We start from the raw sequence: 23,978 nt of genomic DNA, 5'->3' as shown, positions 1-23,978 counted from the left end.
GGAGTGGATGGTGGTTTAAAACATAGCAAATGAATCAATCCCTTATTGCATATAACTTTATAAGGGTTTCCACATTGTTCTTTATCTAGAAAAGTATATAGAACTAGTGCGTAAACAGCTTCTTCTCTTCCTTTTTCCTAAAAAAAGTAAAATATGCCCAAAGTGTCGTACCGTAGACAAAGATAGAGAGCATCACCACTCCTGTAGTCACCACTTCAAAAAGTTCTTTGTATTCAAATGATGCAGGGATCATATGTACAAGGATGATGGAAAGTGCCCCTTTCATTCCTGAGAAGGTCAGTATGAACCACCCTTCAAAGCCAACCGGCTTGATCTGTTCCAGCTTACTGCCCCAAAAAGCGAATTTTGCCATAGAAACTGCACGGATCAATGTAGTAATGATGAACATGGCAAATATCTCTACTTTATACTCCCAGAACTTCTCCAGACTTACCATCTCTGCGAGAACAAAGAAGATCATGACTGCTGCGATATACCCAAACTCTTTGGCCATATCATAGATATACTCCATCCGCTCAGAGGTTGTTGAATCAATCCCATCCAGACGAAGCTTCTCTAAAAATGTTTTGCTCTTTTTGGCTTCCTCGTCATCTAACCTCTTCATATCCATATCGATCAAAGCCTTGGTGGCGATGATCGCCGTGATCAAGGTCAGGATACCACTGACATGAAAATGCTCAGCCACCACATAGGCAAGATAGGCTTCAATGATAAAAACAAAAAGCTCTCCTCGCTTATCCTCGATCAGTTTCATCATCATATAGAAGAGATATCCAAACCCGATCCCGATCCCTATGCTCACTGCAAACACACGGAGTGCATCCATGGTCGCTTCTCCTGCATCTATCGTACCGCTCATCATCCATGGTAATCCTATGAAGAAAAAGGCGATGACCGCAGTGGCATCATTCCCCAGAGATTCACCCTCGATCAAGACTTTTATATCATGCCCGATCCCTTTAAAACGGGAAAGTACCGACTGTACACTCACTGCATCGGTAGCCATATTGATCGCAAAGAGTGAAACATACGCACCAAGCGTAAGCCCTTCAAAAACCCCGAAGTAGTACATACTCGCACCTGTAGCGATAGAGAGAGCCACCGCGACCACTGCGAGATAGAAAATACTCCAGCTGTGTTTTTTGATATCAGAAAAATGCAGATGTAATGCATCACCCATAAAGATCAGAGGGATACAGAACAGAATGATCGTATCAAAATAGTGTGGAAGGTCTATCGGTACGGCCACAGGCATATAGGTGTAGATCGTATAGGAACCAATCAGCAGTAAAAATACTGAGGGTATTTTCAATCTGTTAGCCAGTGCATCTGACAAGACGACCAGTCCCAGTATAGTGATGAGTATGATCCCCGGTGCGAAACTATGCATATGAATCCTCCAATAACTTTTTCATCTCTTGTAAATTTCTATAGCCTTTTTGGCATACCATATGTCCCTCCTCATCAATTAAAACGACCGAAGGAAAGGCATTGGCACCCATAGAACGTGCTTTTGCAAAATCATGTTCCATCAGAAGTTGCGCTCTGTCACTTTCAAAGAATGTCCTAAATGCGTTTTTATCTGGCCCTGGTCTCTCTAGTAAACTGATTAAAATGTCCGGGTTTGTAATGTCTTCATTTCTGGTATAAAATGCCTCTTGTATCGTATGCAGATAGTCAAAAGCACTTTCCATCCCGAAAAGTTCTCTGACCGTTATCACTGCTTTGCATGCAGGATAGGTATCGTAGTCAAAAAAAGATTTTTCAAATAAACGCTCTGAAAACGTTTGTCCTGTTCTCTGGGCGACCTGTTCCCAATGCCCTTTTAGATACGCTTTTGAACTCTCATCCCAAGGCATTTCACCTTTGGTACGTAAACCGCCCAAAACCAGTGAGAACGCATACTTGTCATGTAAAACAGTACGCAGCTCTTCGATCACAGGTGCAAACCCCCAACACCATGAACACATGGGGTCAAGTACAAAGATCAACTCTTTTTGCATGCTAGAACAAGGTACCACTGTCGTTGGAAACAGGGGTCAAAGGCACTTTTCGTTTAGGGTGCAAAGGATCCTCTTCTTCAACCATTTCTTCTTGAGAAACCGGGTCTTCATCGATATTGATCATAGGTGCAAGACCTATCTCTCCCTCATCGGGATTCAGATCTTCTTTGATTTCTATCTCTTCTTCCAACAATTGATCATATCCATCATAATTCTGTACCCTTCTTTTATGACTATCAGGCAGTGGAGAATTTTGTGTGTAAAGTTCTGGCTTGCCCTGATACTCACCTCTGTATACACCCTGCGGGATATCAAAGGTTCGTTTCGTCTCCGGATACAACTCTAATAATTTTTTATAGTAAAAAGCAAATGCAGGCGCCGCCAGTGCCCCTCCTGTCGCTCCGCGTCCTATGCGTGAATTGTCATCTCTACCGAACCAGACAATGGCTTCAATGGTTGGCGAGTATCCGCAGAACCACGCATCGATATTGTCGTTGGTTGTTCCCGTTTTCCCTGCAAGTTCTATGCCGTCTACTCTTGCATTTCTACCTGTACCTCTCTTCACCACATCCATCAGGACATCTGTCATCAGGTAAGCCTGTTCAGGCGTGGTAAAATCTTCTATCTCTTTAGGGCGTGTTTCATAGATCACGGCACCCTCTTTGGAGATGATCTTGCTGACAAGTCTAGGCTCGATCATATGGCCTTCATTGGCAAAGACTGAAAAGATCTGCGCCATTTTCAGTGGACTTAAGCCAAGGTTTCCCAGAGCTATGGACATATCTCTAGGAATATGCGGTACATCTAAAAATGCCAATCTTTTACGGATCGTACTCACCCCCAGGTCCGCCACCAGGTTAATGGTCGCAAGGTTACGTGAGTGTACCAGGGCTTCTCTAAAAGGGATAAACCCTTTAAAGTCATGTTCATAGTTTTTAGGTGCCCAGATCTTGGGTTTTCCCTGATAGTAGTACTGAAAGGTTCTTGCCAGGTCTGTCAATGGACTTGCAGGATTGTACCCCATATCCAAGGCTGTTTGGTAGATAAACGGTTTAAATGCTGAACCGGGCTGGCGCTTTGACTGTGTCACACGGTTGTAGGCGGACTTTTCATAGTCTGCCCCGCCTACCATCGCTAAAATATCACCTGTTTTACTCTCTACCGCTACGAATGCCGTATTCAGTGTAGAAGTTTCTGCTTTTTCATTATATTTTTTGAGTGCTTTCTTATAGGCAAAATCTACCGCCTCTTTGGCGATGGCCTGCTGCTTCATATCTATGGTCGTATAGATCTCATACCCGCCGGTACGTATATCACCCAGCCTCCCTTTGAAGCGTCTCAGTACTTCATCTACGATACCCGGTGCGATATTTTGGGTTAAAGAGGTCTTGTAGACTTTAGGAGACTCTTTCACTGCTTTAAGATAATCACTTTTCGTGATCCACCCTATGCTTTTCATACGATAGAGTACATTATTGGCACGGTCCAGAGCACGTTTGTAATGTTTGAGCGGATTATAAAAACTCGGTGCATTCGGCAACCCTACCAGGATGGCCGCCTCTTTGAGTGTCAACTCATGAAGCTCTTTATGGAAGTACCCGTTTGCAGCGGTTTTGACCCCAAAGTAGTTATTTCCATAGGATATCTCATTGAGGTATCGTTCAATGATATCTTCTTTGCTTAACTCATGTTCGATCTTCAGTGCCAAAATCGCCTCTTTGATCTTACGGGCAAGTTTCTTTTCATTTGAGAGTATTTTATTCTTGATGAGCTGTTGGGTCAGCGTACTTCCACCCTCAACAAAAGCACCTGCCTGTATATCTTTGACTATCGCTCTGAGGATCGCATCCGGGTTCACCCCATTGTGTTCAAAGAACTGCGTATCCTCCATTGCCACAAGTCCTTCGACAAGCATCCCCGGGATTTCGTCATAATTCGCATAAAGACGGTGCTGGTCTTTAAAAACATAGGCAAGTTTCTCACCGTTTCTGTCATAAATGATAGAAGAGGTTTCCGGCTTATAATTGATGAGTTTATCCGCATCCAGAGAGATCTCTTCATAGGCATAAATAAACGCTGCAGTCAATGCCACACCAAATAGCATGGCTAAGATAATAGAACCTTTAACTAAACTGTTGAACACACAGACCCTTTATAATATATACATTTTTTATTTTGAATGCTTATTGTACCGTGTTATGACTAATGAGTGCTAACGCATGTCTGATCTTCTGCACAGGGACACCCAGGTTCAATATCACTCTGATGATAGGTTTTTCCACTGTAGGCTGACGGATTGCACCTACCAGATACCCTTGGGCCATCAACCCTTTCTGCACGAACAATGCATGTTCATTACTCGGCATCTCTATTGGCACAATGAGACTCTGACACTCGATACCCAGCTGTTTTCTTACCGCTATCTGTCGTGCGAGTATCTTCGTTGTATATTTTTCTGCTTTTTTACGTATAAGTTCGACATTGACCAATGCCAATGCCGTATCGAACACAGAGGGTGCTGTAGAGTAGATGATAGGCTTTGCTCTGTTCTCCAGGAAACTGATCACGTTTTTGGAAGCCAGGATATAGGCACCATAAGACCCATAGGCTTTACCCAGTGTCCCCATCTTGATATGCCTCTCGTTGATCGTAATACCGTAATACTCAAAAATACCCAAGAGATTGGCTCCAAGTACACCTGCACTGTGTGCTTCATCGACAATAAGCAATGCTTTGGCTTCATCGGCAAGGTCAAAGATCTCCTTTTTACAGAGATCACCACCCATAGAGTAGATACCTTCCACTGCAATGATCTGTCTTTTAGCCGGATGTGCCGCTAACTTTTCTCTCAGATCCTCCACATCATTATGCTCAAATGTGACCACCCTGTCTCCCAAAAGCTGAGAAGCCATCACACCAGAGGCATGGTACTCTTCATCCATGAAAAGCATATCTCCTTTGCGAACCAACGCTTCTATGAGTGCCATGTTCGCCAGAAAACCCGAACCTACCACAAGTCCCTCTTCAAAACCGTTATACTCTGCCATGGTCATTTCAAAGAGCCTGTGTATAGGATGATAGCCGTTCACCAGCATGCTGGCCTTGGAACTGACGGTTTCATATTCATTGACCAGCTTCACTGCTTTTTTAAACTGTTTTTTATTGAGTGACAGACCCAGATAATCATTGGAAGCCAGATCATCCAGTCTGTCATCATACAATTTACGCTCTCTAAATCGTCCCGCTTTTTTGAGGGCTTTTAATTCATTTTCATACATCTTAATTTTTCACCTTTATCCATGGCAAGAGTGTTTCCACCTGTAAACCCATCGCCGTGCTTTCATAGCCATCTACAGACTGAATGTATTTTTTACAAAAACCTTCGACCATGCATCCTCCTGCTTTACCCTGCCACAATCCGCTCTCAAGATAGCTTTCCAGATCTGCTTCTTCAAACTTTGAAAAATGATAATGTGTTGCAGAGATATCTGAAAAAGCCAGGCGTTTTGACCTGTAGTGGGCAGAGGAGATGATAGAGATGGTCGAACCGCTTTGTATGTTCAAAATGCGTCTTGCATCTTCTTTGTTTTTGGGTTTTCGCAAGATCGTTCCGTCAGCGGCCGCAATGACCGTATCTGCACAGAGCAGTGGTACCCCCAACCCAAACTGACGCATGGCTGCATCAAGTTTGCCTTTACTTGCAGTATAGACAAAATCTTTTGCAATAGGTGTGGTGATCTGCTCTTCATCATACGCTACTGACTTTTGCATAAAGTCGATGCCAAAGTTTTGCAGAAGCAACGCCCTGCTTTCAGAAGAGGAACACAAATAGATCATTACAGCCCTCTAAGAGAGACACCTAACCCTAATGCTACGATCCCTAACACAATATTGATCGGTAGAAGTAAATTGGGAATGAGACTCATCTGTGCTTTAGCCAGTGCAACATCACCCTGTGAAAACAGCTTCCATGCCTTGGCACGTTTGAGATACATATAGGTGTAATTGACTGCCATGATCGTCCAAATGATCTCTTTGGAAAGAAAAAGCGATTTGAGATCACCATGGTGTCCGCCTGTTGCTATCGCCATGATCAGACCTGTGACAAACAAGAGCACGATAAAAAGCATGACCAGATTAAAGAGTCTGCCTGTGATCTGAAGGGTGATGCCCAATCTCTGTTTGGGGACCAGCATAGAAGCCTTGACATCATTTTGCAGCATCTCTGCTGCAGTCACGCCGCCACGCTGAATGACAGGATGTACCGCTACACGGATCGCGATCATACCCCCTACCCAGATAAAAGCAGAAAGCACATGTAAAAAAACGATCAAATACCCATAGTTGTTAAATAATTCCGTCATCTTAGTTTCCGCCTTCCAACACTTCGCTCAAATAGACTTTTGCCTCTTCCAAGGCTGTAGTGATCTTACTCGGATCTTTTCCGCCTGCCTGTGCAAAGTCAGGACGTCCACCGCCACCGCCGCCAACGATCGGTGCGATCGACTTGATCCAGTCACCCGCTTTGATCGGTGTATTTTTAGAACCCGCAGCAAGCATCACTTTGTCACCTTTTTTCATAAAGAGCATCACCGCAATGTTCTCATATTTGTTTTTGAGCTCATCGATCATCGTTTTAATGTCACCGTTTTCCACTTCTTCTACGATGACATTCACGCCATTGACCTCAACTGCACTCAACTCTTTTTGAGAGCTGCTCATCGCTGAAGCCAATTCGCCTTTGAGTGTTTTCACCTGCTCTTTGAGTTTGGCGATACCTGCTAGCGGATTTTGGTTCTTGAGCTCTGATTTGATCTCATTGAGTTCATCTCTGAGTCCATTGACCACTTCTCTGGCAGCATTTCCACATACAGCTTCTATACGTCTTACACCGGCACTTACACCGCTCTCTTTCGTGATCATGAAAAGACCTATCTGCGCAGCATTCGCTACGTGTGTACCACCGCATAACTCTATGGAGTCTCCGGCAAAACTGACGACACGTACTTCATCACCGTACTTTTCACCAAAGAGTGCCATAGCGCCTGAATCCTTCGCTTCATCGATGCTCATCACTTCGGTTCTACCCGGGATGGCTCTGGAGATTTTGTCGTTCACCCATGCTTCCACTTTGGCTATCTCTTCTGCCGTCATCGCTTGTGGATGGGAGAAGTCAAAACGCAGTCTTTTGTCGTCATTGAGTGAACCCGCCTGAGCGATGTGATCTCCCAAAATTGCTCTAAGCGCTGCATGAAGCAAGTGTGTTGCAGAGTGGTGTTTCTCTATCTCGGCACGGCTGTTATCTACCGCCGCCTCAACCTCATCACCCACACGTAACTTACCTTTGATCTCAGAAAGGTTCATCTCCAAAAACTTTCTCGTATCCAGTACTTTGACATCGTTATTGAGTGTTCCAGTGTCACCTGTCTGTCCGCCCGATTCTGCATAGAAAGGTGTTTTGTCAAGAAGCACCCAGCCTTTACCGTCAATACTCTCTACCTGATTAAAGTCTTCATCCAGCAGGGCCAATACTTTTGCGCTTGCAGTCGTACTCTCATAGCCTACGAACTCGTTGACATCAAATGCTTCTTTCAGTGCCTTGAAGTCACCTGTCTCTGCTGCATCACCTGTACCTTTCCAGTTGGCTTTTGATTGTGCTTTCTGCGCTTCCATCTTTGCATCAAATGCCTCAATATCAAGCTTGATATTTTTTTCACGAAGCATGTCTTCCGTAAGATCCAGCGGGAAACCATAGGTATCATAGAGTTTAAATGCGACTTCCCCGTTAAAGATATCCGAAGTGTTTTTCAACTCTTCATTGAAGAGTTTGATCCCTGCTTCGATGGTATCAAAGAAACGCTCTTCTTCCATCTTCATGGATGTTTTGATCGCTTCCGCTCTAACCGGAAGATAATCATACTGTTCACCCATCTTATCGACCAGTGTATCTACCAGTTTATACATGAACGGTTCACGCAACCCAAGCAGGTACCCGTGGCGGATGGCACGACGCATGATACGTCGAAGTACATACCCGCGTCCCTCTTTGTCAAAATTTACTCCCTGAGCAAGCAGGAATGAACATGAACGTAAGTGGTCTGCGATCACACGATAAGAAGCAGAGTTAGCTGCTTCGAACTCATAAGGTGCCCCTACAAGTTCACCGATCTTTTCAAGGAAAGGCATAAAGAGTGAAGAGTGGTAGTTATTGAATTTACCCTCTTTAATGGCAACCACTCTCTCCAGTCCCATACCTGTATCGATACTAGGTTTAGGAAGCGGGGTCAGTGTACCGGTTTCATCACGGTAATACTGCATGAATACCAGGTTCCAGATCTCTAAGAATCTATCACCCTCTCCACCCATTTTGTCTTCCGGACCATTAAAGTTCTCTTCCCCCTGGTCATAGAAGATCTCAGAAGAAGGACCGCAAGGACCGGTATCACCCATCTGCCAGAAGTTATCGGCATCACCAAAACGCAAGATACGGTCTGCTGCTATATGTTCCTTCCACAGCTCTTCCGCTTCATCATCACTATCATGCACGGTCACCCAAATCTTTTCTACAGGAAGGTTCAAATACTTCTCGTTTGTAACGAACTCCCAGGCATAAGCAATGGCTTCTTTTTTGAAATAATCCGCAAAGGAGAAGTTCCCCAGCATTTCAAAAAGTGTATGGTGACGTGCCGTGTAACCGACATTGTCAAGGTCATTGTGTTTTCCACCCGCTCTTAAACAGGTTTGTGAAGAGGTTGCACGAGGTATCTCAGGGATAGGTGCTTCACCCGTAAAGATGTTCTTGAACTGTACCATACCCGCATTGGTGAACATAAGTGTCGCGTCGTCCGGTACGAGTGGTGAAGATGGTATGAGCTGATGCCCTTTACTTTGAAAAAAGTCTAGAAATTCTTTTCTGATATCCATGATAAAATGATCCTAAAATTGTGTTGTGTAAATTGAGGGTATTTTATCTAAAATGTGGTTATTGGTAGGTAAAGAGGATATTTTGTTTTATTTTATTATTCTTCTACGTTTATAGACGTGGAAGAATAATACTATCTATCGGTAGTTATCATCTTAATAGATATCAAACAGTGTACAACCATCATGTTGGCTTCCATCTGTAATGAAACCATTAAAATCCAATAGCGGATCATAACTTGTAGTACCTGATTCAGTAAGGATACCATTTTCAACGCATTCATAATAAATACCATTTATACCTGCATCCGTAAATGGGTCATTATCATATTCAATAAACAGATCATCTACAATACCGTTGGTGACTAAATCAAAATTACAATTATCTCCAACAATGTCAAAGGTAAATGCACCTTCAAAATTAGTGACACCACTGAAACCACTGTCACAATGATAAATGATATCACTTACACCATTACCAAAACCATCTGTAATAAAATATGTTTCGGGTACCGGTCCATCATCACCTCCACCACCGCCACAGCCACTCAATGCCATAACGGACACTGCAGAGAGTATCAACACCATAAACTTTTTCATCATGGGTCCTTTTCTTTTAATGTAACCCATCATACCTTATAATCGTGTTAAATTTGTGTCAATAATGCAGCGATCTTCTCACTGCCGTTTTTTTCAACGATCTCCATAAGCCCCCTGCTTTTTTCAGCCAGGTTTTCATCCAGCAGTGCCAGGACCTTATCCGTATCGATCTCATCTTCTCTCATGATCCATGCAAGATCTTTTTCGACCAGGAACTGTGCATTATGAAACTGGTGGTCACTCGCAGCATGCGGGTAGGGAATGTAGAGTGTAGGAAGAGCCGTGGCAGAGAGCTCCCAGAGTGTGGAAGCACCCGAGCGTGCTATGGCAAGATCCGCCTCCTTCATATACTCTGCCAGTTTGGTCGTAAAACCGAACACTTCAGCCTCGATCCCCAGCTCATCATAGGCTTTTTGTACCTCATCGATATTATTCTGGCCGGCCTGATGGATGATCCTGATCCCTCTTGCTTTCAGCTCCGGTGCTATCCCTAAAGCCAGTCTGTTGATCGCCTTTGCCCCTTGGGACCCGCCGAGAAAGATGATCGTCCCGACTTTGTCCCGTATGCGGGCATTCTCAAAAAAAATCTGTTTGATCGGGTATGCTTTGATGGGACTCTCTTCGAGATACGAAGAGATGAATGCTTCGGCATGGGATTTGAGCAGTTTGTTGAGCGAACCCAGGGCAGCATTCTGTTCATGGATGACCAGTGGTATACGCAGGATCCTGGCTGCAAATGCCGTGGCCGCTGCTGAGAAACCACCTACTGAAAAGACCACTTTGGCCTTGTGCTCTCTTAAAAGTCTGATGGCTTGCATCGTTGCTTTGAACATCATAAAGAGGGATTTGACCTTGCCTAAAGCACCCTGGTTCACCACTCCGCGTGTTTCAAAAAAGTATTTGTATGCAAAGTCGTCATCCTCTTCGAACCACTGCCTGTCTTGTCCTTTGGTTGAACCGATATAGATCAGTTCTTCCTCTTTAAGATACTCTTTAACCGCCTTAATGATGGCCAAATGTCCGCCTGTGCCACCGCCTGTCATCACAATACTCATCGCATTTTTCCTTGAGCGTCTCTTGGTACTTTTTTAGAAACCATCAAAACCATACCTATGGCTATACACGAAGCCCATATATGCGACCCGCCATAACTTAAGAACGGTACGGCGATCCCTTTGATAGGTGTGATCCCGGAGATACCATAAGAGTTAAGGATAAATGCCAATGCGATCAGCAAACCTACCCCTATGGAAAAAAGATAATACATAGGATTTTTCACTTTTGAAGCGATCTTGAAAATACGGAATACAATGAACAAGATGGTTACTGTCACCAAAAAAAGTCCTAAAAATCCTAATTCTTCCGTGATACCTGCCAAAATAAAGTCTGTATGCACTTCACTTAGATACCCCAGTTTAAACTGACCATTACCCAGGCCTTGCCCCCCAAAGCCGCCATTATATATGGCATTAAGAGAATTCGATATCTGATAAGGTTCTTTTCCTGCTTCAATACGAAGGTTTTGCACCGATTCAAAAGGAAAAAGAGAGAGTATGCTGTCTTGTACCGTTCCCCACCAGCTTTTGATCCGTGCCATACGGTGAGGTGCAAGGAAAATGAGTCCTACAAAGGCCAACAAACCAACAGAAAGCAGACTTAGAAAGAACTTCCAGGAGCTCCCGATGAACAAAAACAAGACCATCAGTGTCCCTCCCAATACTACCACTTGACCAAGATCTTTCTGAAATACAGCGATGATCACAACTGCTACCATGAACACAAAAAGATACGGTGTAAACGTACGTACCTCTTCCCAAAACTGCATTTTTGTTTTGTTCAGAAGTTTACGGGAAAAACTCCATGCCAAAAAGAAAACGAATCCTACTTTAAAGAATTCAACAGGCGCAATGGACATGGGACCTACATGTATCCATCGTTTGGCCCCTCCTACCGCCGTGACAAGTGAAGAAGGCAAAAACTGCATGGCTATCATCAAAATAAAAAAGAGGATAAAAAGTGACAACCCTATGCGCGAGAACCATTTGTCCGGGTCCATTCTGCTTAGAAGCACCATCGTTCCGAACCCTATGAAAACAGCCATGCTTTGCCGTATAAAAAAATGGAGATCTGCATAATTAAAATGCAGTACGGTATAGGTAGAAAGAGAATAGCTCATCACCAATGAAAGTGTCAAAAGTGTCATAACTGCTGCAAGAAGGGGTTTATCTATCATAGCGTATTCTCTTTTATTATATTAATTAGTATTTTATCAGATTTAACAGATAACTTTGATAAAATGACACTCTATAAGAGGGAAATATGAATAAAGACATACAAAACAAAGCAATACATCAAAGAAAAACCAAAATTTCTTTCCTTTTTTTACTCTTATTGTTTGCAATGGGGATGTTCTTATTTTCTGTGCTGAAAACCATCTCTTCAGACAGACGTATTCCCAGCAATACTACTACGATCTATGACCGTGCATTTCGCGGATCCATCATCTCTGAAGATGGTTATACGCTTAGCAGTTCAGAAAAAACCTATCAGGCAGTGGTACGAGGCGCCAGTATAGATCCTGACAAAAAAGCATTGTTTGTCAAACTTTTCAGTATCTATAGCGGTATCCCTGAAAAAGAGATCCTTAAAAGGTTTAAAAATCGTAAAGGTAAAGAGATCAAAGGCAATATCATCCTCTCTAAAACCATTAATGCACGTTCAGCGATGCAGCTTAAATCCCTTGCATACAAATTACGAAAACTGGATGTCTTTCAGTCTATCAAGATCCACAATGGCATAGAAGTGCTCTATGGTCTGGATATCATAGAAAACGGTGAGAGCAGACGTTTCCCTCTTGGTGATGTTTTAAGCCCGATATTAGGCTATGTAGGCGATGAAAGTGATGGACGTTACACACGTCCTTCAGGGAGAAAAGGTCTTGAACGTGCCTATGAAAAACACATCACCTCCAAGAAAAATGGGTATTTCCAGGGTAAACGTGATGTGGTCGGTGCTGCCATCCATGACAAGAACAGCATTAAGATGCAGCGTGTGGACGGGCTGGATCTGCATCTCAACATTCCTCTTGCACTGCAAAGACGTGTCGAACTGATGATAGACCAAATGAAACTCAGCATCGATGCCGATGAGATCCTGGTCGGTGTGATGGAGAGTGAGACAGGTAAAATACTGAGCATGGCAAGTTCTGAACGCTACGATCCGGCACATATCACGCAGAAAGACATCCCTGCATTGGTGCCGAAATTTACAGAGTACCCTTATGAAGCAGGTTCAGTACTGAAACCGATCACGATCGCAATGGCACTTGATACAAAGAGGATCACCCCTGACACATGGTTCAAAACAGGCTATAAAAGATTTGACATTACCGGGGGACAGCATGTGAGTGATGATGATTATTTTGAGTCTCTCCCTGTAACAGATATCGTGGTACACTCTTCCAACATCGGTACTTCTCAAATCTCTTGGCTCCTGACGGGTAAAGAGTTCAGAGAAGGTCTGCTCAAGTTTGGTCTCGCCCAAAAAACAGGGATAGACCTCTCACGTGATCTGCCGGGTTCACTCAAATCGCTTAGATTACTCGACCATAAAATGCACAGGGCGAACTCTTCATTTGGCTATGGTATGATGGTGACGTTCACCCAGTTGCTCAAAGCCTACTCTGCTTTTAACAATGATGGGTTAGCCGTTACTCCCCGTTTAGTCGATTATCTACAGGATGCAAAAGGCCAGCACTATACCCTTCCTCCTGAAGTGGGCAATATGCAAGCCGTCAGTAAAAAAGCTGCCAACCAGATCCATGATATCCTTATAGAAGTGGTCAAACGCGGTACCGGTGTCAAAGCACAGTACCCAGGCCTGGAAGTGGGAGGGAAAACAGGCACAGCGCATATCGCTAAACATGGTCGCTATGTGAGAGAGTACCACAGCAGCTTTTATGGTTTTGCCAACGACAAAGAGGGACATAAATATACGATCGGCGCATTGGTGATACGTGCCAAAAAACCCTATAAATATTTTGCATCACAATCTGCGGTACCTGCCTTTAGAAGAACCTTGGACATACTTGTAGAGCTGGATTATCTGAAACCTGAAGGCGGGTTGGAAGTGACCAGTCCGGAGATCAAAGTAGAACCAAAAACACCGCCTGAAGTCATACAGGAACCTTCAGTACCGCAAAAAGAAAAAAAGAAAAAAGTGACTGCAGAGCCGGAGGTCAAACCCAAACCATCCGTCAAAGCACTTTTTAAACTTGAACCAAAGCCTGAACCTAAACCGGTCAGCATAAAGCCAGCAAAAGAGAAATCGACCAAAGAACTTTTTGAAGATCTGTTTTAGATCCACATATTATCGATCAGTCTGGGTTTGCCCACCCATGCAGCAACGAGAATGATCGTATTCCCTATCTCTATGGTGTCAAGTGCATTAAATGCTCTGTCGACGATCGCAACATATTCCACCTTGTCCGTCTCTTCGAGTACGATCAACATCTCTTTTTTGATCACTTCAGCATTGAGTTCGCCTGCCATGATCATCTTTGTTGCACGTTTGAGTGAACGGGCAAGCGACAGTGCACGTGTTCTTTCTTCCCCCTGCAGGTAGACATTACGACTGCTTAAAGCCAATCCGTTCTCATCTCGTACGATATTGCAAGGAATGATGTTGACGTCCATAAAATAATTTTTGACCATCTGCATAATAAGGGCTAACTGCTGTGCATCTTTTTTCCCAAAGTAGGCATTCGTTGCACCGCTGAGATTAAGCAGCTTCATGACCACTTGAAGCATACCGTCAAAATGACCCGGACGCTTTTCTCCTTCCAAAATGTATCCACGGATCGCGGGTGCACCGATACTCAGTTCATCCTTTTCATACATCGCATCGATCGTTGGCATAAACAATATATCTACACCTGCGAGTTTGCATATCTTTATGTCCGCTTCCTCTTTACGGGGATACGCATCCAGGTCTTCCCCTTCCAAAAACTGTGTCGGATTGACAAAAATAGAAACGATGAGATGATCATTCTCCTGTTTTGCCTGCTGTATGAGGGAAAGATGTCCTTTGTGCAGTGCTCCCATGGTAGGAACAAAACCTATAGAACCCGCTAATGTCTTTTTTGCTTCCTGCAAAGCCTCTATTGTTTGAACGATAACCATTTCTAACCTCATATTTCACTATATTTTGATAAAATCATATCAAAATTACACTAGGTTTTTACTATGGATGCATACGAATACAGCGAATTACTCAAATCACTTACCATTAAAATGGACAACATTAAAAATATTGTCAAACCCGATCTCTTGAAAGAGAGACTTAAAGAGATAGAAGAGATGCAGCAAGATCCAAATTTTTGGAACGATGCGGCCAATGCAGGAAAGATCTCCCAGGAAAAAACCAAAACTGAGCGTATATTGGCTACCTACAACAATGCCTATGATGCAGTCCATGATGCCAGTGAATATTTTGAACTTTCTAAAGCAGAGAATGATGAAGAGACCCTGGAGATGCTCTATGAAGATGCGGAAAGTTTACAGGAGAGTACCAATGCACTGGAAGTGCAGATGATGCTGAGTGGTGAACATGACGGTGCCAATGCCATCATCTCCATACATCCTGGTGCCGGTGGAACAGAATCACAGGACTGGGCAAGTATACTCTACCGTATGTATCTGCGTTGGGCAGAGAGACATGATTTCAAAATAGAGGTCCTTGACTATCAGGCTGGAGAAGAAGCAGGTATCAAAGATGTCTCTTTTATCATCAAGGGTGAAAATGCCTATGGTTACCTCAAAGTAGAGAACGGAATCCACAGGCTTGTACGTATCTCTCCGTTTGATTCCAATGCCAAACGCCACACCTCATTCTCTTCTGTGATGGTTTCCCCCGAAATAGATGATGATATAGACATTACCATTGAAGACAAAGACTTGCGTGTAGACACCTATCGTGCCTCAGGGGCAGGTGGACAACATGTCAACAAAACAGAATCAGCCATCCGTCTTACACATATACCGACAAATATCATTGTCCAGTGTCAAAATGACAGAAGCCAGCATAAGAACAAAGCGGCAGCCATGAAAATGCTCAAATCCCGTCTTTATGAGTATGAGATGGCTAAAAAACAGGCGGCTCTGGACGGTGTGGAAAAATCAGATATAGGGTGGGGACATCAGATACGCTCTTATGTGATGCAACCCTATCAGCAGGTCAAAGACACCAGGTCCAATCAGGCCTTTACCAATGTAGATGCCATACTTGATGGAGATATAGACAAAATGTTGGAAGGTGTACTTATCACACAGGCAAGATAGATAGACAACTTCTTGCTATTTTTTCTCCCTATCCTTTTTTTGCGTATATTTAGAGATCGTCTTGGTGATCACCAAGGCTGCAACAAAAGCCAAAAGCACCATAGAGGTGCTATAGAGGACATGCATTAAATCTATTTTCATACTTTCTCCTTCTCCTTGAGTATTTTGTCTTCGATCTTATACGCCACGTCACAACGCGCTTCCATACTGTCATCATGGGTGACCAGTAAAAGCGCCGCACCTGTCTCTTTAATGTAATCCAACAATACATCCATCACAAGTTCGGCGGTCTCTTTATCCAGATTCCCTGTTGGTTCATCGGCAAAAATGATACGAGGCTTTTTGCTCAATACCCTTGCAACAGAGACACGCTGCTGCTGTCCTCCTGAGAGTTCACCGATCTTTTGTTTCATCAATTCTTTGATCTCCAGTTTTTCAAGAATGGTCTCATCGATATTCTCAGCACTTAACATGCTGGCAACTTCGATGTTTTCCAGTGCACTCATCCCTTTAAAGAGGTAATGGAACTGAAAGATGATCCCTATATCATAGCGACGCAATGCTTCGATCGCCTTATCATCAAGCGTGTAAAGATCTTTCCCTAACAGTGCTACACTGCCTTTATCCGGTTTGATAAATGTTGAGAAGATATGTAGAAGTGTAGACTTTCCACAACCGCTTCGGCCAATGATCGCCGCGCTTTGTGATGGCTTTAAAGAAAAATTTACATCGTGAAATAAAAGGGTATCGAAACCGTGAGAAATATTTTTTGCTTCCAATAAAAATTGGGACATCTGCTGCCTTTAAACTGTTTTGAACGTGTGGATCTCGTTCCACTTCATGGCATATTCTAACATAAAAATGTGATGGGTTGATTGAGAGAAAAAGGAAAATAGATAAGATACTGTCCAAGCGATCAGCCTGAACAGAAAAAAGGGTAAGGGGAGACCCTTATCCCATTTGTGCAGCAACTTCAGCAGCAAAATCTTCTTCTGCTACTTCGATTCCTTCACCCACTTCTAGTCTTACAAAATGTACGATATCAGCAGAACCACCAGCTGCTTTTGCTTTGTCTTGAACATACTCAAGCACTGTTTTGCTGTCATCCATTACAAATTTCTGATCAAGAAGACATAGTTCTTGGTCAAGTGTTGTGTTGTCTGAGATAAATCTTTCGATCTTACCTGGAAGAATTCTGTCCCAGATCTTTTCAGGTTTACCTTCTGCTTTAAGCTCTTCTTTGAGAAGTGCTTCAGCTGCAGCCATCACTTCATCAGTCAATTGGCTCATAGAGATATACTGAGGAATGTTCTTCAATGTCTTACCAAGTCTAGCAAGTTCCTCATTCTCTTTTTCAATCGCAATGATTCTACCTTGAGTCTCTTCTGCTACGAATGTAGGATCGAAATCTTTAAAAGAAAGTGTTTTCGGTGACATTGCTGCTGCGTGCATTGCTACTTCTTTAAGTACCGGAGTCATTGCTTCCGCTGTCTTAGCAGAGTCACATTTTGCTTCGATGATTACACCGTTTTGACCGTTAGAGTGAACATAACCGTTTACCGCAGTTGTTTCATCTCCCTCGATAAGTGCTGCTCTTCTTACATCAAGCTTTTCACCGATCACAGCAATTTGCTGAGAAAGATAATCAGTGAACGGTTCACCGTTGATCGTAGAAGCGTTGATAGCCTCTGCATCTTTAAGATTATTATCAAATGCATGATTGATAACGGTATTCATAAGTGCTTTAAATTTATCATTCTGTGCCACAAAGTCAGTTTGAGAGTTGATCTCAACGATCACTGCTTTTTTACCTTCGACTTTCACACCGATCGCACCTTCAGCAGCAACTTTACCTGCTTTTTTAGCAGCAGCACCCATACCTTGATCTCTAAGCCATGCAACTGCTTTGTCCATATCTCCATCAGCTTCAGTCAATGCTTTTTTACAGTCCATCATTCCTGCATCAGTCATCTCTCTGAGTTTTTTGATATCTTTAGGTCCAAAGTTTGCCATGATTACGCTCCCGCCAATTCTTTTGCTTCAGCGATCGCTTCAGCTTTCACTTTAAAATCAGCAGCTTCTTCTTCACTTAGGTTAGCAATTTGTGCATAAGTAGTGATACCTGCTTCGATCAACTTTTCATTACCCACTTTACCGATACCTGTAAGTTTTGTGAAATCATCTGCTTCAGATACTTCAACTTCCTCAGATGCTGCCTCAGCCATCACTTCTGCTACTTCTTCACTTGTTGCTACTTCTTCAACCGCTTGGCCAGTCGCTTCAGCATATGCCGCTTTACCTTCGATGATCGCTTCAGCCATCTCTTGACAGAAAAGGTTGATAGAACGGATAGCATCATCATTTCCAGGAATTGGATAATCAACCATATCCGGATCACAGTTCGTATCAAGTGGTGCAACAACTTTCATACCAAGTCTTCTTGCTTCTTTCACAGCAATGTGTTCTTTCACAGAATCGATAACGAACATCATGTCCGGAAGTTTTTTCATGTGTCTGAAACCTTCGAGGTAAGAGCTTAACTTCTCTTTTTTTCTCTTAAGCATCAATGCTTCTTTTTTAGTCAAAAGATTGATCTGTCCAGTCTCTTCCATTTGCTCGATGATCTCAAGTTTTCTGATCGATTTTTTCATTGTTGGGTAGTTTGTCAACATTCCACCTAACCATCTAGTTGAAACGTAAGGCATACCACATCTTTCAGCATGCTCTTTGATCGCTTGTCTAGCTTGTTTTTTAGTACCTACGAAAAGTACTGTTTGTCCTTCAGCTGCTGCATCTCTTACAATGTTGTAAGTATATTTGAAGTATCTAAGTGTTTTTTGAAGGTCGATGATGTAGATGTTCTTTCTTGCACCGAAAATGAATTTCTTCATTTTTGGATTCCATCTTCTTGTTTGGTGCCCGAAGTGTACACCACATTCGAGTAAGTCTTTCATTGTTACCATAAGTTTCTCCTTGGTATATAATCATAATAGAACTTTTTTATCATAAGACGCTTTTTGAGCAAAGCTCGAAAAACTACGTTGTCACTAAGACTACTTCAGCAGTAGGCTCATACGACTGATCGTATTTATATGTAAAAGCTCAGTTAAAAGCATATGCTTCATCACTAGGTTTGATCCGCTGTAGTCCTCAATGTCAATTCTAAATTCAGAATCACACAACCGTGCAAGGAATAACTACATGTGTATTTCCATTATCCTCTCGAATAAGGAACGCGATTATACCGAAATGATCTTTAAGATTTTCTAAAAAGGAGAGGAAAGATAAGAACAAGGTCTACCCTTGTTCAAGCAGTGTTATACGTTTTGAAGCTCTTGGAGTTTAGCCTTTACCGCATCCACATGTTCTTTGACTTTTACTTTTGTCCAAGTTGCCGCTACTTTTCCGTCAGGGTCTATTATGAAAGTGGAACGTACCACACCCATATACTCTTTGCCCATGAACTTTTTCAACTGCCAGACACCAAAAAGATTACAGAGTTCTTTCTCTTCATCTGCCAAGAGTGTGATCTTTAAGTCTTTCTTTTCTATGAAGTTTCTGTGTTTTTTGGGAGAATCAGGACTTACCCCTAAAACAATAGCATCCAAATCCGTAAAATCCGGAAGTGCCGCTGTGAAATCACAGGCTTCTGTTGTACATCCGGGTGTGTTGTCCTTTGGATAAAAATAAAGTACGATCCACTTTCCTTTAATGTCTCTCAAACAGATCTCTTCTTCATCCTGGTTGGGTAAACAAAAATCCGGTACTTGTGCTCCTACTTCTAACATATTCTATCCTTTATTATTTCTTTTTGGGTAGTATAACAAATAAATGTAAAAAACTCTTGCCAAAGGCAAAGCTTCTACGAGAAATCATTTAGTGATTTCCTGCATAAGTCTTTAGCCAAAAGTGAGAGGAATTTTGAAGTAGCTTTGCTTCTTCAAAAGGAGAAATTATGGTAGATAAACACACCAAAGAAGAATTACTGGCAGATATCGAAACACTGATCGCATATGGCAGAGAAGAGACAACCATCAACCCTGCCCTTTTAGCTTATCTTGAGATAGACGATCTTATTGCTACCAAGAAAAAACTTCTCGAAAGAGTCGGAACACTCAGTGAAGAAGACAAAGAGTGGCTGCAGCAGTTTAAAAAGTATGAATAACTACTCTCTTAGATCTATCGACCTGTCGAACTCTATATTATATTTATTCAGTATGGTATCCTGTTTCACCTGGGCTTCTTTTCGGTCAATGATCACTTTAACCCCGTCTGTATCTTCCAACACAATATAGTCACTTTTTGCAGTTTTCATCTTTTCATAAAACTCTTTAAAGTCTTTAAAGCTCTCTCCATTCACCTTATCTATGGGCCACATTGCAAAATCATTGTCTCCCCTGCTCATATCTGAAGCCAATACTTTCAGCAGGACCACCACTTCGCTTTTATCTTCTTCCTGCCATTTCCCTGCCAAATAGCTCAGTGTTAAACGGTTTCGGTTTGTCGATACAATGAGGTTTCTGGTCAACGGAGAAAAGACATATCCGCCGTACACAAAATACCTTGGCATCGTATCATAACGTGTCGTCTTGACAAGATACATATCATCTGCAACGTACTTTAAAGGTGCCTCAACCTGTATATGTTTCTTATCACGGATGATATCAAATTTCACTTTCTCACCCATTTGATACGCATCTACAAAATGCTGATAGTGGGTAAATTCATGTTTTCTGAACTCTACCGTACCGTCATTTTCAACATTATGCCCGTCTACTGCCGTTAAGATATCACCCTCTTTCAGTAATCCCGCAAGTGGTGAATGATAGACCACTTTTGCGATCAGTATGCCGCTGATATGATCATCAAGCCCATAATAGCGTCTTATGGCAGGATTTTCCAGTTTTTGTGTACCCAAGCCCAGGTCTGCAAAACCGTCATATTTTCCGTCTTTCATGTCTTTTATGAAGTGTTTCACGATATTCACAGGGACCAGGTAGCCGATATTCTGAGACTTGCTGATCATTTGCATCACGACACCGACGATCTTTCTGTTAGAGAGTGCCGGACCGCCGGAATTCCCGGGATTCACGGCAGCATCGACCTGCACGGCTAAAAAAGACTCCCCGCTGTGCGCATAGGTATGATGTTCTACCCGTGAAACCACTCCGATCGTCGCAGAAAGCGTACTTCCTCCCATAGGATATCCATACACAACAATTTTCTGTTCCACTTTTGGAAGCGAACCGAACGTCAGTGGTTTGACCCCTTCAAAAAATGCTTCTTCCTCTACTTTCAAGAGTGCTAGGTCAGCCTGATGGGACACCGCATGTACTTTGGCAATATAGCGTTTTCGCTGTCCGTAACGCTGTACCTCTATAAAAGCCTGGTTGGCTACGACATGCGCATTCGTCAGAATGTACCCACCCTCTATGATGGCACCGGAACCTGTACTGCTGCGCATTGAACTGCTCCATGGCTCTTGGTAGTTAGGTACTTTTGCCGCAGTGTAGATCTTAACGATGGCTTCTTTGGTGCCATTCCCCTGTTGTGTATTTGCCGCTAAAAAAAGTGTACTGAACAGTACTATCCATAATATTCTACGATTCGGCATTTAGTGCCTCACTGCAGTGAATTTTAATTCTTCTCATACTAATCCCCTAAAATCTTCAGCATCGATACAGCGTATCTTTCGTTTGATGGCTTCTTTTGCCATAAGACCTGATGCCTTTGCGGTGAGCAAGTTTTTCTCTTCATCATACACTCTTGCAGAACATACACCACAGCTTGGGCTTCTGTCCTTCCCTATAAAGAGATCCAAATCTCGATGACTCTCAAAAAACGCTGTAGCATACTCAACGACAGGCGCAGAAAGGTCCTCTCCATTTACATTGGAGAATGCTCTGTCACCCTCTTCTGTTCTGATAAGGTCCATGGTAGGACGAGGTGTCCCAAAAGCAGCATCTTCAGGACAAAAAGGGATAAGCTGCATGCCCTGAAGCTTTTTTAAAAGAGCTTCATCTTTATTGTCCGTAGCATCATATCGACATTTTTCACCTAAAAGACAAGCAGAAATTGCGACCTTTTTCATCATTAAAATACAAAAAGCAATGCATACACCCATCCACCTGTCAACATGGTGAGTATAATCCCTACAAAGGTCCGTTGTCCATCTTGTTTGTGTGCTTTTGAGTAAAGTCCCGGAAGTGTAGCTTGTTTTTTATAACGATTTCCGCGATAGAGCGTGATGATCCATAAAATCAATGTTACGACTGAGATAATGATATGAAAAATAAGCACATACAGAAGATAATCATGTGATACAGAACTGCCTTCCATCAGGTTTTTATACCCACCCTCCATACGGACACCATACTCAAAAAACCCTACTACGAGTACAGAAACGATAAAAAGAAGTTTCTGTACCTTTTCATGTGCAGTGTAATTCTTTTTCTTTGCGAGCATGATCGCGCCATATATGAGGAAAGGCAACAATGCCACAATGACGGATACGATATCCATAAACAGTGGTGCTCTCGTGCCTAAAAAACCTGGTTGAAACATAACATCCATAGAGATCCTTTTTAACTATTCTTCTTCTTTAAATTGTACATAACGATATCACAATCGAGCTAAATTTCTTCAGGTAAAAATAGGGTGATACCTAACAAATAACAACGGATTTGATTTCTGTAAACTCTTCAAGTGCCCACTTCGGACCTTCTCTTCCTACACCCGAAAGTTTAGCACCCCCATAAGGCTGTACATCAAAACGAAGCGTTGGGATGTCATTGACCACTACACCGCCGCACTCTGCATCTTCTATAAATCGCTGTGTGATTTTGAGATCATTGGTGAAAATAGAGAACTGCAGGCCGTACGGTGAATCATTCATTTTCTCCACGGCTGTTTCATAGTCAGGTACGGCTACCAAACTGACGATAGGAGCAAAAACCTCCTCACAGATGATCTTCATCTCATCTGTGACATCCGCCATGACCGTTGGAGGGAAGATACCATCGATCTCTTCACCCCCCGCAATCACTTTTGCACCTTCCTCTTTCGCTGATGCGACCCATGACTTCGCCCTCTCTCGGGACTCATCATCTATCAGTGGTCCCATAAAGGTATCTTCCTCGTAAGGCGAGCCCACTTTCAGTTTTTTTGTCTCTTTCGCGAGCAGCTCTGCAAACGCATCATACACCTCTTCATTCACATAGATACGCTGCAGAGAAATACAGACTTGTCCGGAGTTGTAAAAAGCACCAAACGCACAACGTGCTGCAGCAAGCGCCAGATCAGCACTTTTATCGACGTAGGTTGCAGCATTGCCACCCAGTTCGAGGCTTACCTTCTTAATCCCCGCCTGTTTGGTAATGATGTTTCCTACAGGTACTGAACCTGTAAAACTGATCACTCTTGGAATATCACTTTGGACCAGTGCCGAACCTACCTCAGCATCACCATAGACCACGCTCAGCGCATCTTGAATCGCATAGGGGGAATCGACAAAAAGCCTTGCGAACATATAGGCTGTCATAGGTGCTTCAGGTGTAGGTTTCAATACTACTGCATTGCCTGCTCCCAATGCCGGTGCTATCTTATGTGCCACAAGATTCAGAGGAAAATTAAACGGTGTGATGCATGCAACGACCCCTACAGGTTCCCGTTTAAAATAGGCCAATGTTTTCTTGCCGCTGGGCATAATGTCCGTAGGCAGTGTTTCCCCTGAAAGATTTGCAAGTTCCATGGCTGTGATCTTGATCGTTTCCACACACCGTTCTACCTCAATACGTGAAAATGCGATGGGTTTGGCTACCTCTTTAGCCAGCATCAAAGCAAAAGCTTCTTTCTCTTCCATAAGCCTTTTAGCCACATCCTCCAACCATAAGATACGCTGGGACAATGGCGATCTTGCTGCTGCTTTACTTGCAGCTTTGGCGATCTTAAGTGCCTTAAACGTATCTTCTGCATCACAAACCGGTGCAGCACTGACAACCGTACCATCAAAAGGACTCTTACGTTCCTGTTGTACTTCTTTGTTCTCTTCGGCGGAACCAAAAAAGATTTTTGCTTGAGCTATGTTAGACATGAG

22 protein-coding genes and 1 pseudogene are annotated in these 23,978 nt (G+C 43.0%); 3 read left to right on the top strand and 20 right to left on the bottom strand.

Annotation, left to right across the window (positions count from 1 at the left end; translation table 11 throughout):
- Positions 1 to 103: 103 nt before the first annotated feature.
- The 10 genes from LDM98_RS09210 to LDM98_RS09165 all read right to left on the bottom strand — a co-directional run bounded on the left by LDM98_RS09210 (position 104) and on the right by LDM98_RS09165 (position 11,778).
- Positions 104 to 1,411 carry a sodium:proton antiporter gene (locus LDM98_RS09210; protein WP_223899144.1) on the bottom strand — a complete coding sequence of 436 codons (1,308 nt, stop codon included), beginning with the start codon at positions 1,409 to 1,411 and terminating at the stop codon, positions 104 to 106.
- On the bottom strand, positions 1,404 to 2,024 hold the full coding sequence (locus LDM98_RS09205; protein WP_223899143.1) for a DsbA family protein: 621 nt from the start codon (positions 2,022 to 2,024) through the stop codon (positions 1,404 to 1,406). The genes LDM98_RS09210 and LDM98_RS09205 overlap by 8 nt, the downstream gene beginning before the upstream one ends.
- Position 2,025: 1 nt before the next feature.
- Positions 2,026 to 4,167: a transglycosylase domain-containing protein gene (locus LDM98_RS09200; protein ID WP_223899142.1), complete on the bottom strand. Its 2,142-nt coding sequence runs from the start codon at positions 4,165 to 4,167 to the stop codon at positions 2,026 to 2,028.
- A gap of 40 nt (positions 4,168 to 4,207) precedes the next feature.
- Positions 4,208 to 5,302, bottom strand: coding sequence for a pyridoxal phosphate-dependent aminotransferase family protein (locus LDM98_RS09195; protein ID WP_223899141.1), 1,095 nt, complete (start codon positions 5,300 to 5,302; stop codon positions 4,208 to 4,210).
- Between the two features lies 1 nt (position 5,303).
- Positions 5,304 to 5,861 (bottom strand): septum formation inhibitor Maf, encoded by a 558-nt coding sequence (gene maf, locus LDM98_RS09190; protein ID WP_223899140.1) that lies wholly within the window; start codon positions 5,859 to 5,861, stop codon positions 5,304 to 5,306.
- The gene (locus tag LDM98_RS09185) at positions 5,861 to 6,388 is read right to left on the bottom strand and encodes a hypothetical protein (protein WP_223899139.1); all 528 of its coding nucleotides are present in this window, start codon (positions 6,386 to 6,388) and stop codon (positions 5,861 to 5,863) included. The genes maf and LDM98_RS09185 overlap by 1 nt, the downstream gene beginning before the upstream one ends.
- A gap of 1 nt (position 6,389) precedes the next feature.
- Positions 6,390 to 8,948: an alanine--tRNA ligase gene (gene alaS / locus LDM98_RS09180; protein ID WP_223899138.1), complete on the bottom strand. Its 2,559-nt coding sequence runs from the start codon at positions 8,946 to 8,948 to the stop codon at positions 6,390 to 6,392.
- A gap of 153 nt (positions 8,949 to 9,101) precedes the next feature.
- The gene (locus LDM98_RS09175) at positions 9,102 to 9,545 is read right to left on the bottom strand and encodes a hypothetical protein (protein WP_223899137.1); all 444 of its coding nucleotides are present in this window, start codon (positions 9,543 to 9,545) and stop codon (positions 9,102 to 9,104) included.
- 47 nt (positions 9,546 to 9,592) lie between these two features.
- A complete protein-coding gene (murG, locus tag LDM98_RS09170) occupies positions 9,593 to 10,600 on the bottom strand; it encodes an undecaprenyldiphospho-muramoylpentapeptide beta-N-acetylglucosaminyltransferase (protein WP_223899136.1) in 1,008 nt (335 codons plus the stop codon).
- The gene (locus tag LDM98_RS09165) at positions 10,597 to 11,778 is read right to left on the bottom strand and encodes an FtsW/RodA/SpoVE family cell cycle protein (protein WP_223899135.1); all 1,182 of its coding nucleotides are present in this window, start codon (positions 11,776 to 11,778) and stop codon (positions 10,597 to 10,599) included. Before LDM98_RS09165 ends, murG begins: the two co-directional genes overlap by 4 nt.
- A 167-nt stretch (positions 11,779 to 11,945) precedes the next feature.
- On the opposite strand from LDM98_RS09165, the gene LDM98_RS09160 reads away from it, so the two are divergent.
- Entirely contained in the window at positions 11,946 to 13,904 is a 1,959-nt protein-coding gene (locus tag LDM98_RS09160) for a penicillin-binding protein 2 (RefSeq protein WP_223899134.1), read from the top strand.
- Here the strand turns inward: LDM98_RS09160 and panC are convergent.
- Positions 13,901 to 14,725 (bottom strand): pantoate--beta-alanine ligase, encoded by an 825-nt coding sequence (panC, locus tag LDM98_RS09155; RefSeq protein WP_223899348.1) that lies wholly within the window; start codon positions 14,723 to 14,725, stop codon positions 13,901 to 13,903. The two genes, LDM98_RS09160 and panC, sit on opposite strands and share 4 nt — an antisense overlap.
- 63 nt (positions 14,726 to 14,788) lie before the next feature.
- On the opposite strand from panC, the gene prfB reads away from it, so the two are divergent.
- On the top strand, positions 14,789 to 15,883 hold the full coding sequence (gene prfB / locus LDM98_RS09150; protein ID WP_223899133.1) for a peptide chain release factor 2: 1,095 nt from the start codon (positions 14,789 to 14,791) through the stop codon (positions 15,881 to 15,883).
- Between the two features lie 15 nt (positions 15,884 to 15,898).
- Here prfB and LDM98_RS11790 read toward each other — a convergent pair whose 3' ends face one another.
- The 5 genes and pseudogenes from LDM98_RS11790 to bcp all read right to left on the bottom strand — a co-directional run bounded on the left by LDM98_RS11790 (position 15,899) and on the right by bcp (position 19,671).
- On the bottom strand, positions 15,899 to 16,024 hold the full coding sequence (locus LDM98_RS11790) for a hypothetical protein (RefSeq protein WP_255593440.1): 126 nt from the start codon (positions 16,022 to 16,024) through the stop codon (positions 15,899 to 15,901).
- A complete protein-coding gene (locus LDM98_RS09145) occupies positions 16,021 to 16,677 on the bottom strand; it encodes an ABC transporter ATP-binding protein (RefSeq protein WP_223899132.1) in 657 nt (218 codons plus the stop codon). The genes LDM98_RS11790 and LDM98_RS09145 overlap by 4 nt, the downstream gene beginning before the upstream one ends.
- Positions 16,678 to 16,834: 157 nt before the next feature.
- On the bottom strand, positions 16,835 to 17,896 hold the full coding sequence (gene tsf, locus LDM98_RS09140) for a translation elongation factor Ts (RefSeq protein WP_223899131.1): 1,062 nt from the start codon (positions 17,894 to 17,896) through the stop codon (positions 16,835 to 16,837).
- Between the two features lie 164 nt (positions 17,897 to 18,060).
- Positions 18,061 to 18,846, bottom strand: a pseudogene (gene rpsB / locus LDM98_RS09135) (30S ribosomal protein S2); the annotation flags it as partial.
- Positions 18,847 to 19,200: 354 nt separating this feature from the next.
- Positions 19,201 to 19,671 (bottom strand): thioredoxin-dependent thiol peroxidase, encoded by a 471-nt coding sequence (bcp, locus tag LDM98_RS09130; protein ID WP_223899130.1) that lies wholly within the window; start codon positions 19,669 to 19,671, stop codon positions 19,201 to 19,203.
- A 167-nt stretch (positions 19,672 to 19,838) separates the two neighbouring features.
- Between bcp and LDM98_RS09125 the strand changes: the two genes are divergently transcribed.
- Positions 19,839 to 20,048 carry a hypothetical protein gene (locus tag LDM98_RS09125; RefSeq protein WP_223899129.1) on the top strand — a complete coding sequence of 70 codons (210 nt, stop codon included), beginning with the start codon at positions 19,839 to 19,841 and terminating at the stop codon, positions 20,046 to 20,048.
- On the opposite strand, the gene LDM98_RS09120 is transcribed toward LDM98_RS09125, so the two are convergent.
- The 4 genes from LDM98_RS09120 to LDM98_RS09105 form a co-directional block, all read right to left on the bottom strand.
- Positions 20,049 to 21,497 (bottom strand): S1C family serine protease, encoded by a 1,449-nt coding sequence (locus LDM98_RS09120; protein ID WP_223899128.1) that lies wholly within the window; start codon positions 21,495 to 21,497, stop codon positions 20,049 to 20,051. It lies immediately after the preceding gene.
- A 33-nt stretch (positions 21,498 to 21,530) separates the two neighbouring features.
- Positions 21,531 to 21,974 carry a DUF523 domain-containing protein gene (locus LDM98_RS09115; protein ID WP_223899127.1) on the bottom strand — a complete coding sequence of 148 codons (444 nt, stop codon included), beginning with the start codon at positions 21,972 to 21,974 and terminating at the stop codon, positions 21,531 to 21,533.
- A gap of 2 nt (positions 21,975 to 21,976) precedes the next feature.
- Positions 21,977 to 22,456, bottom strand: coding sequence for a DUF420 domain-containing protein (locus LDM98_RS09110; RefSeq protein ID WP_223899126.1), 480 nt, complete (start codon positions 22,454 to 22,456; stop codon positions 21,977 to 21,979).
- A gap of 91 nt (positions 22,457 to 22,547) precedes the next feature.
- On the bottom strand, positions 22,548 to 23,975 hold the full coding sequence (locus LDM98_RS09105; RefSeq protein WP_223899125.1) for an aldehyde dehydrogenase family protein: 1,428 nt from the start codon (positions 23,973 to 23,975) through the stop codon (positions 22,548 to 22,550).
- Between the last annotated feature and the right edge of the window lie 3 nt (positions 23,976 to 23,978).

The sequence above is a fragment of the Sulfurovum sp. TSL1 genome (assembly GCF_019972135.1).
In the GTDB taxonomy this organism is placed as follows: Bacteria; Campylobacterota; Campylobacteria; order Campylobacterales; family Sulfurovaceae; genus Sulfurovum.
Note: the sequence above shows the minus strand (reverse complement) of the source record. Positions and strands in the feature narration are given on the sequence as shown.

Excerpts from the sequence above, each read along its gene's own strand:
- bcp (WP_223899130.1), bottom strand. The coding sequence starts at position 19,671 with ATGTTAGAAGTAGGAGCACAAGTACCGGATTTTTGTTTACCCAACCAG.
- LDM98_RS09195 (WP_223899141.1), bottom strand. The coding sequence starts at position 5,302 with ATGTATGAAAATGAATTAAAAGCCCTCAAAAAAGCGGGACGATTTAGA.
- LDM98_RS09110 (WP_223899126.1), bottom strand. The coding sequence starts at position 22,456 with ATGGATGTTATGTTTCAACCAGGTTTTTTAGGCACGAGAGCACCACTG.
- LDM98_RS09115 (WP_223899127.1), bottom strand. The coding sequence starts at position 21,974 with ATGAAAAAGGTCGCAATTTCTGCTTGTCTTTTAGGTGAAAAATGTCGA.
- maf (WP_223899140.1), bottom strand. The coding sequence starts at position 5,861 with ATGATCTATTTGTGTTCCTCTTCTGAAAGCAGGGCGTTGCTTCTGCAA.
- prfB (WP_223899133.1), top strand. The coding sequence starts at position 14,789 with ATGGATGCATACGAATACAGCGAATTACTCAAATCACTTACCATTAAA.
- LDM98_RS09160 (WP_223899134.1), top strand. The coding sequence starts at position 11,946 with ATGGGGATGTTCTTATTTTCTGTGCTGAAAACCATCTCTTCAGACAGA.
- LDM98_RS11790 (WP_255593440.1), bottom strand. The coding sequence starts at position 16,024 with ATGAAAATAGATTTAATGCATGTCCTCTATAGCACCTCTATGGTGCTT.
- LDM98_RS09120 (WP_223899128.1), bottom strand. The coding sequence starts at position 21,497 with ATGCCGAATCGTAGAATATTATGGATAGTACTGTTCAGTACACTTTTT.
- panC (WP_223899348.1), bottom strand. The coding sequence starts at position 14,725 with ATGGTTATCGTTCAAACAATAGAGGCTTTGCAGGAAGCAAAAAAGACA.
- tsf (WP_223899131.1), bottom strand. The coding sequence starts at position 17,896 with ATGGCAAACTTTGGACCTAAAGATATCAAAAAACTCAGAGAGATGACT.
- LDM98_RS09175 (WP_223899137.1), bottom strand. The coding sequence starts at position 9,545 with ATGAAAAAGTTTATGGTGTTGATACTCTCTGCAGTGTCCGTTATGGCA.
- murG (WP_223899136.1), bottom strand. The coding sequence starts at position 10,600 with ATGAGTATTGTGATGACAGGCGGTGGCACAGGCGGACATTTGGCCATC.
- LDM98_RS09145 (WP_223899132.1), bottom strand. The coding sequence starts at position 16,677 with ATGTCCCAATTTTTATTGGAAGCAAAAAATATTTCTCACGGTTTCGAT.
- LDM98_RS09165 (WP_223899135.1), bottom strand. The coding sequence starts at position 11,778 with ATGATAGATAAACCCCTTCTTGCAGCAGTTATGACACTTTTGACACTT.
- alaS (WP_223899138.1), bottom strand. The coding sequence starts at position 8,948 with ATGGATATCAGAAAAGAATTTCTAGACTTTTTTCAAAGTAAAGGGCAT.
- LDM98_RS09105 (WP_223899125.1), bottom strand. The coding sequence starts at position 23,975 with ATGTCTAACATAGCTCAAGCAAAAATCTTTTTTGGTTCCGCCGAAGAG.
- LDM98_RS09185 (WP_223899139.1), bottom strand. The coding sequence starts at position 6,388 with ATGACGGAATTATTTAACAACTATGGGTATTTGATCGTTTTTTTACAT.
- LDM98_RS09205 (WP_223899143.1), bottom strand. The coding sequence starts at position 2,024 with ATGCAAAAAGAGTTGATCTTTGTACTTGACCCCATGTGTTCATGGTGT.
- LDM98_RS09125 (WP_223899129.1), top strand. The coding sequence starts at position 19,839 with ATGGTAGATAAACACACCAAAGAAGAATTACTGGCAGATATCGAAACA.
- LDM98_RS09210 (WP_223899144.1), bottom strand. The coding sequence starts at position 1,411 with ATGCATAGTTTCGCACCGGGGATCATACTCATCACTATACTGGGACTG.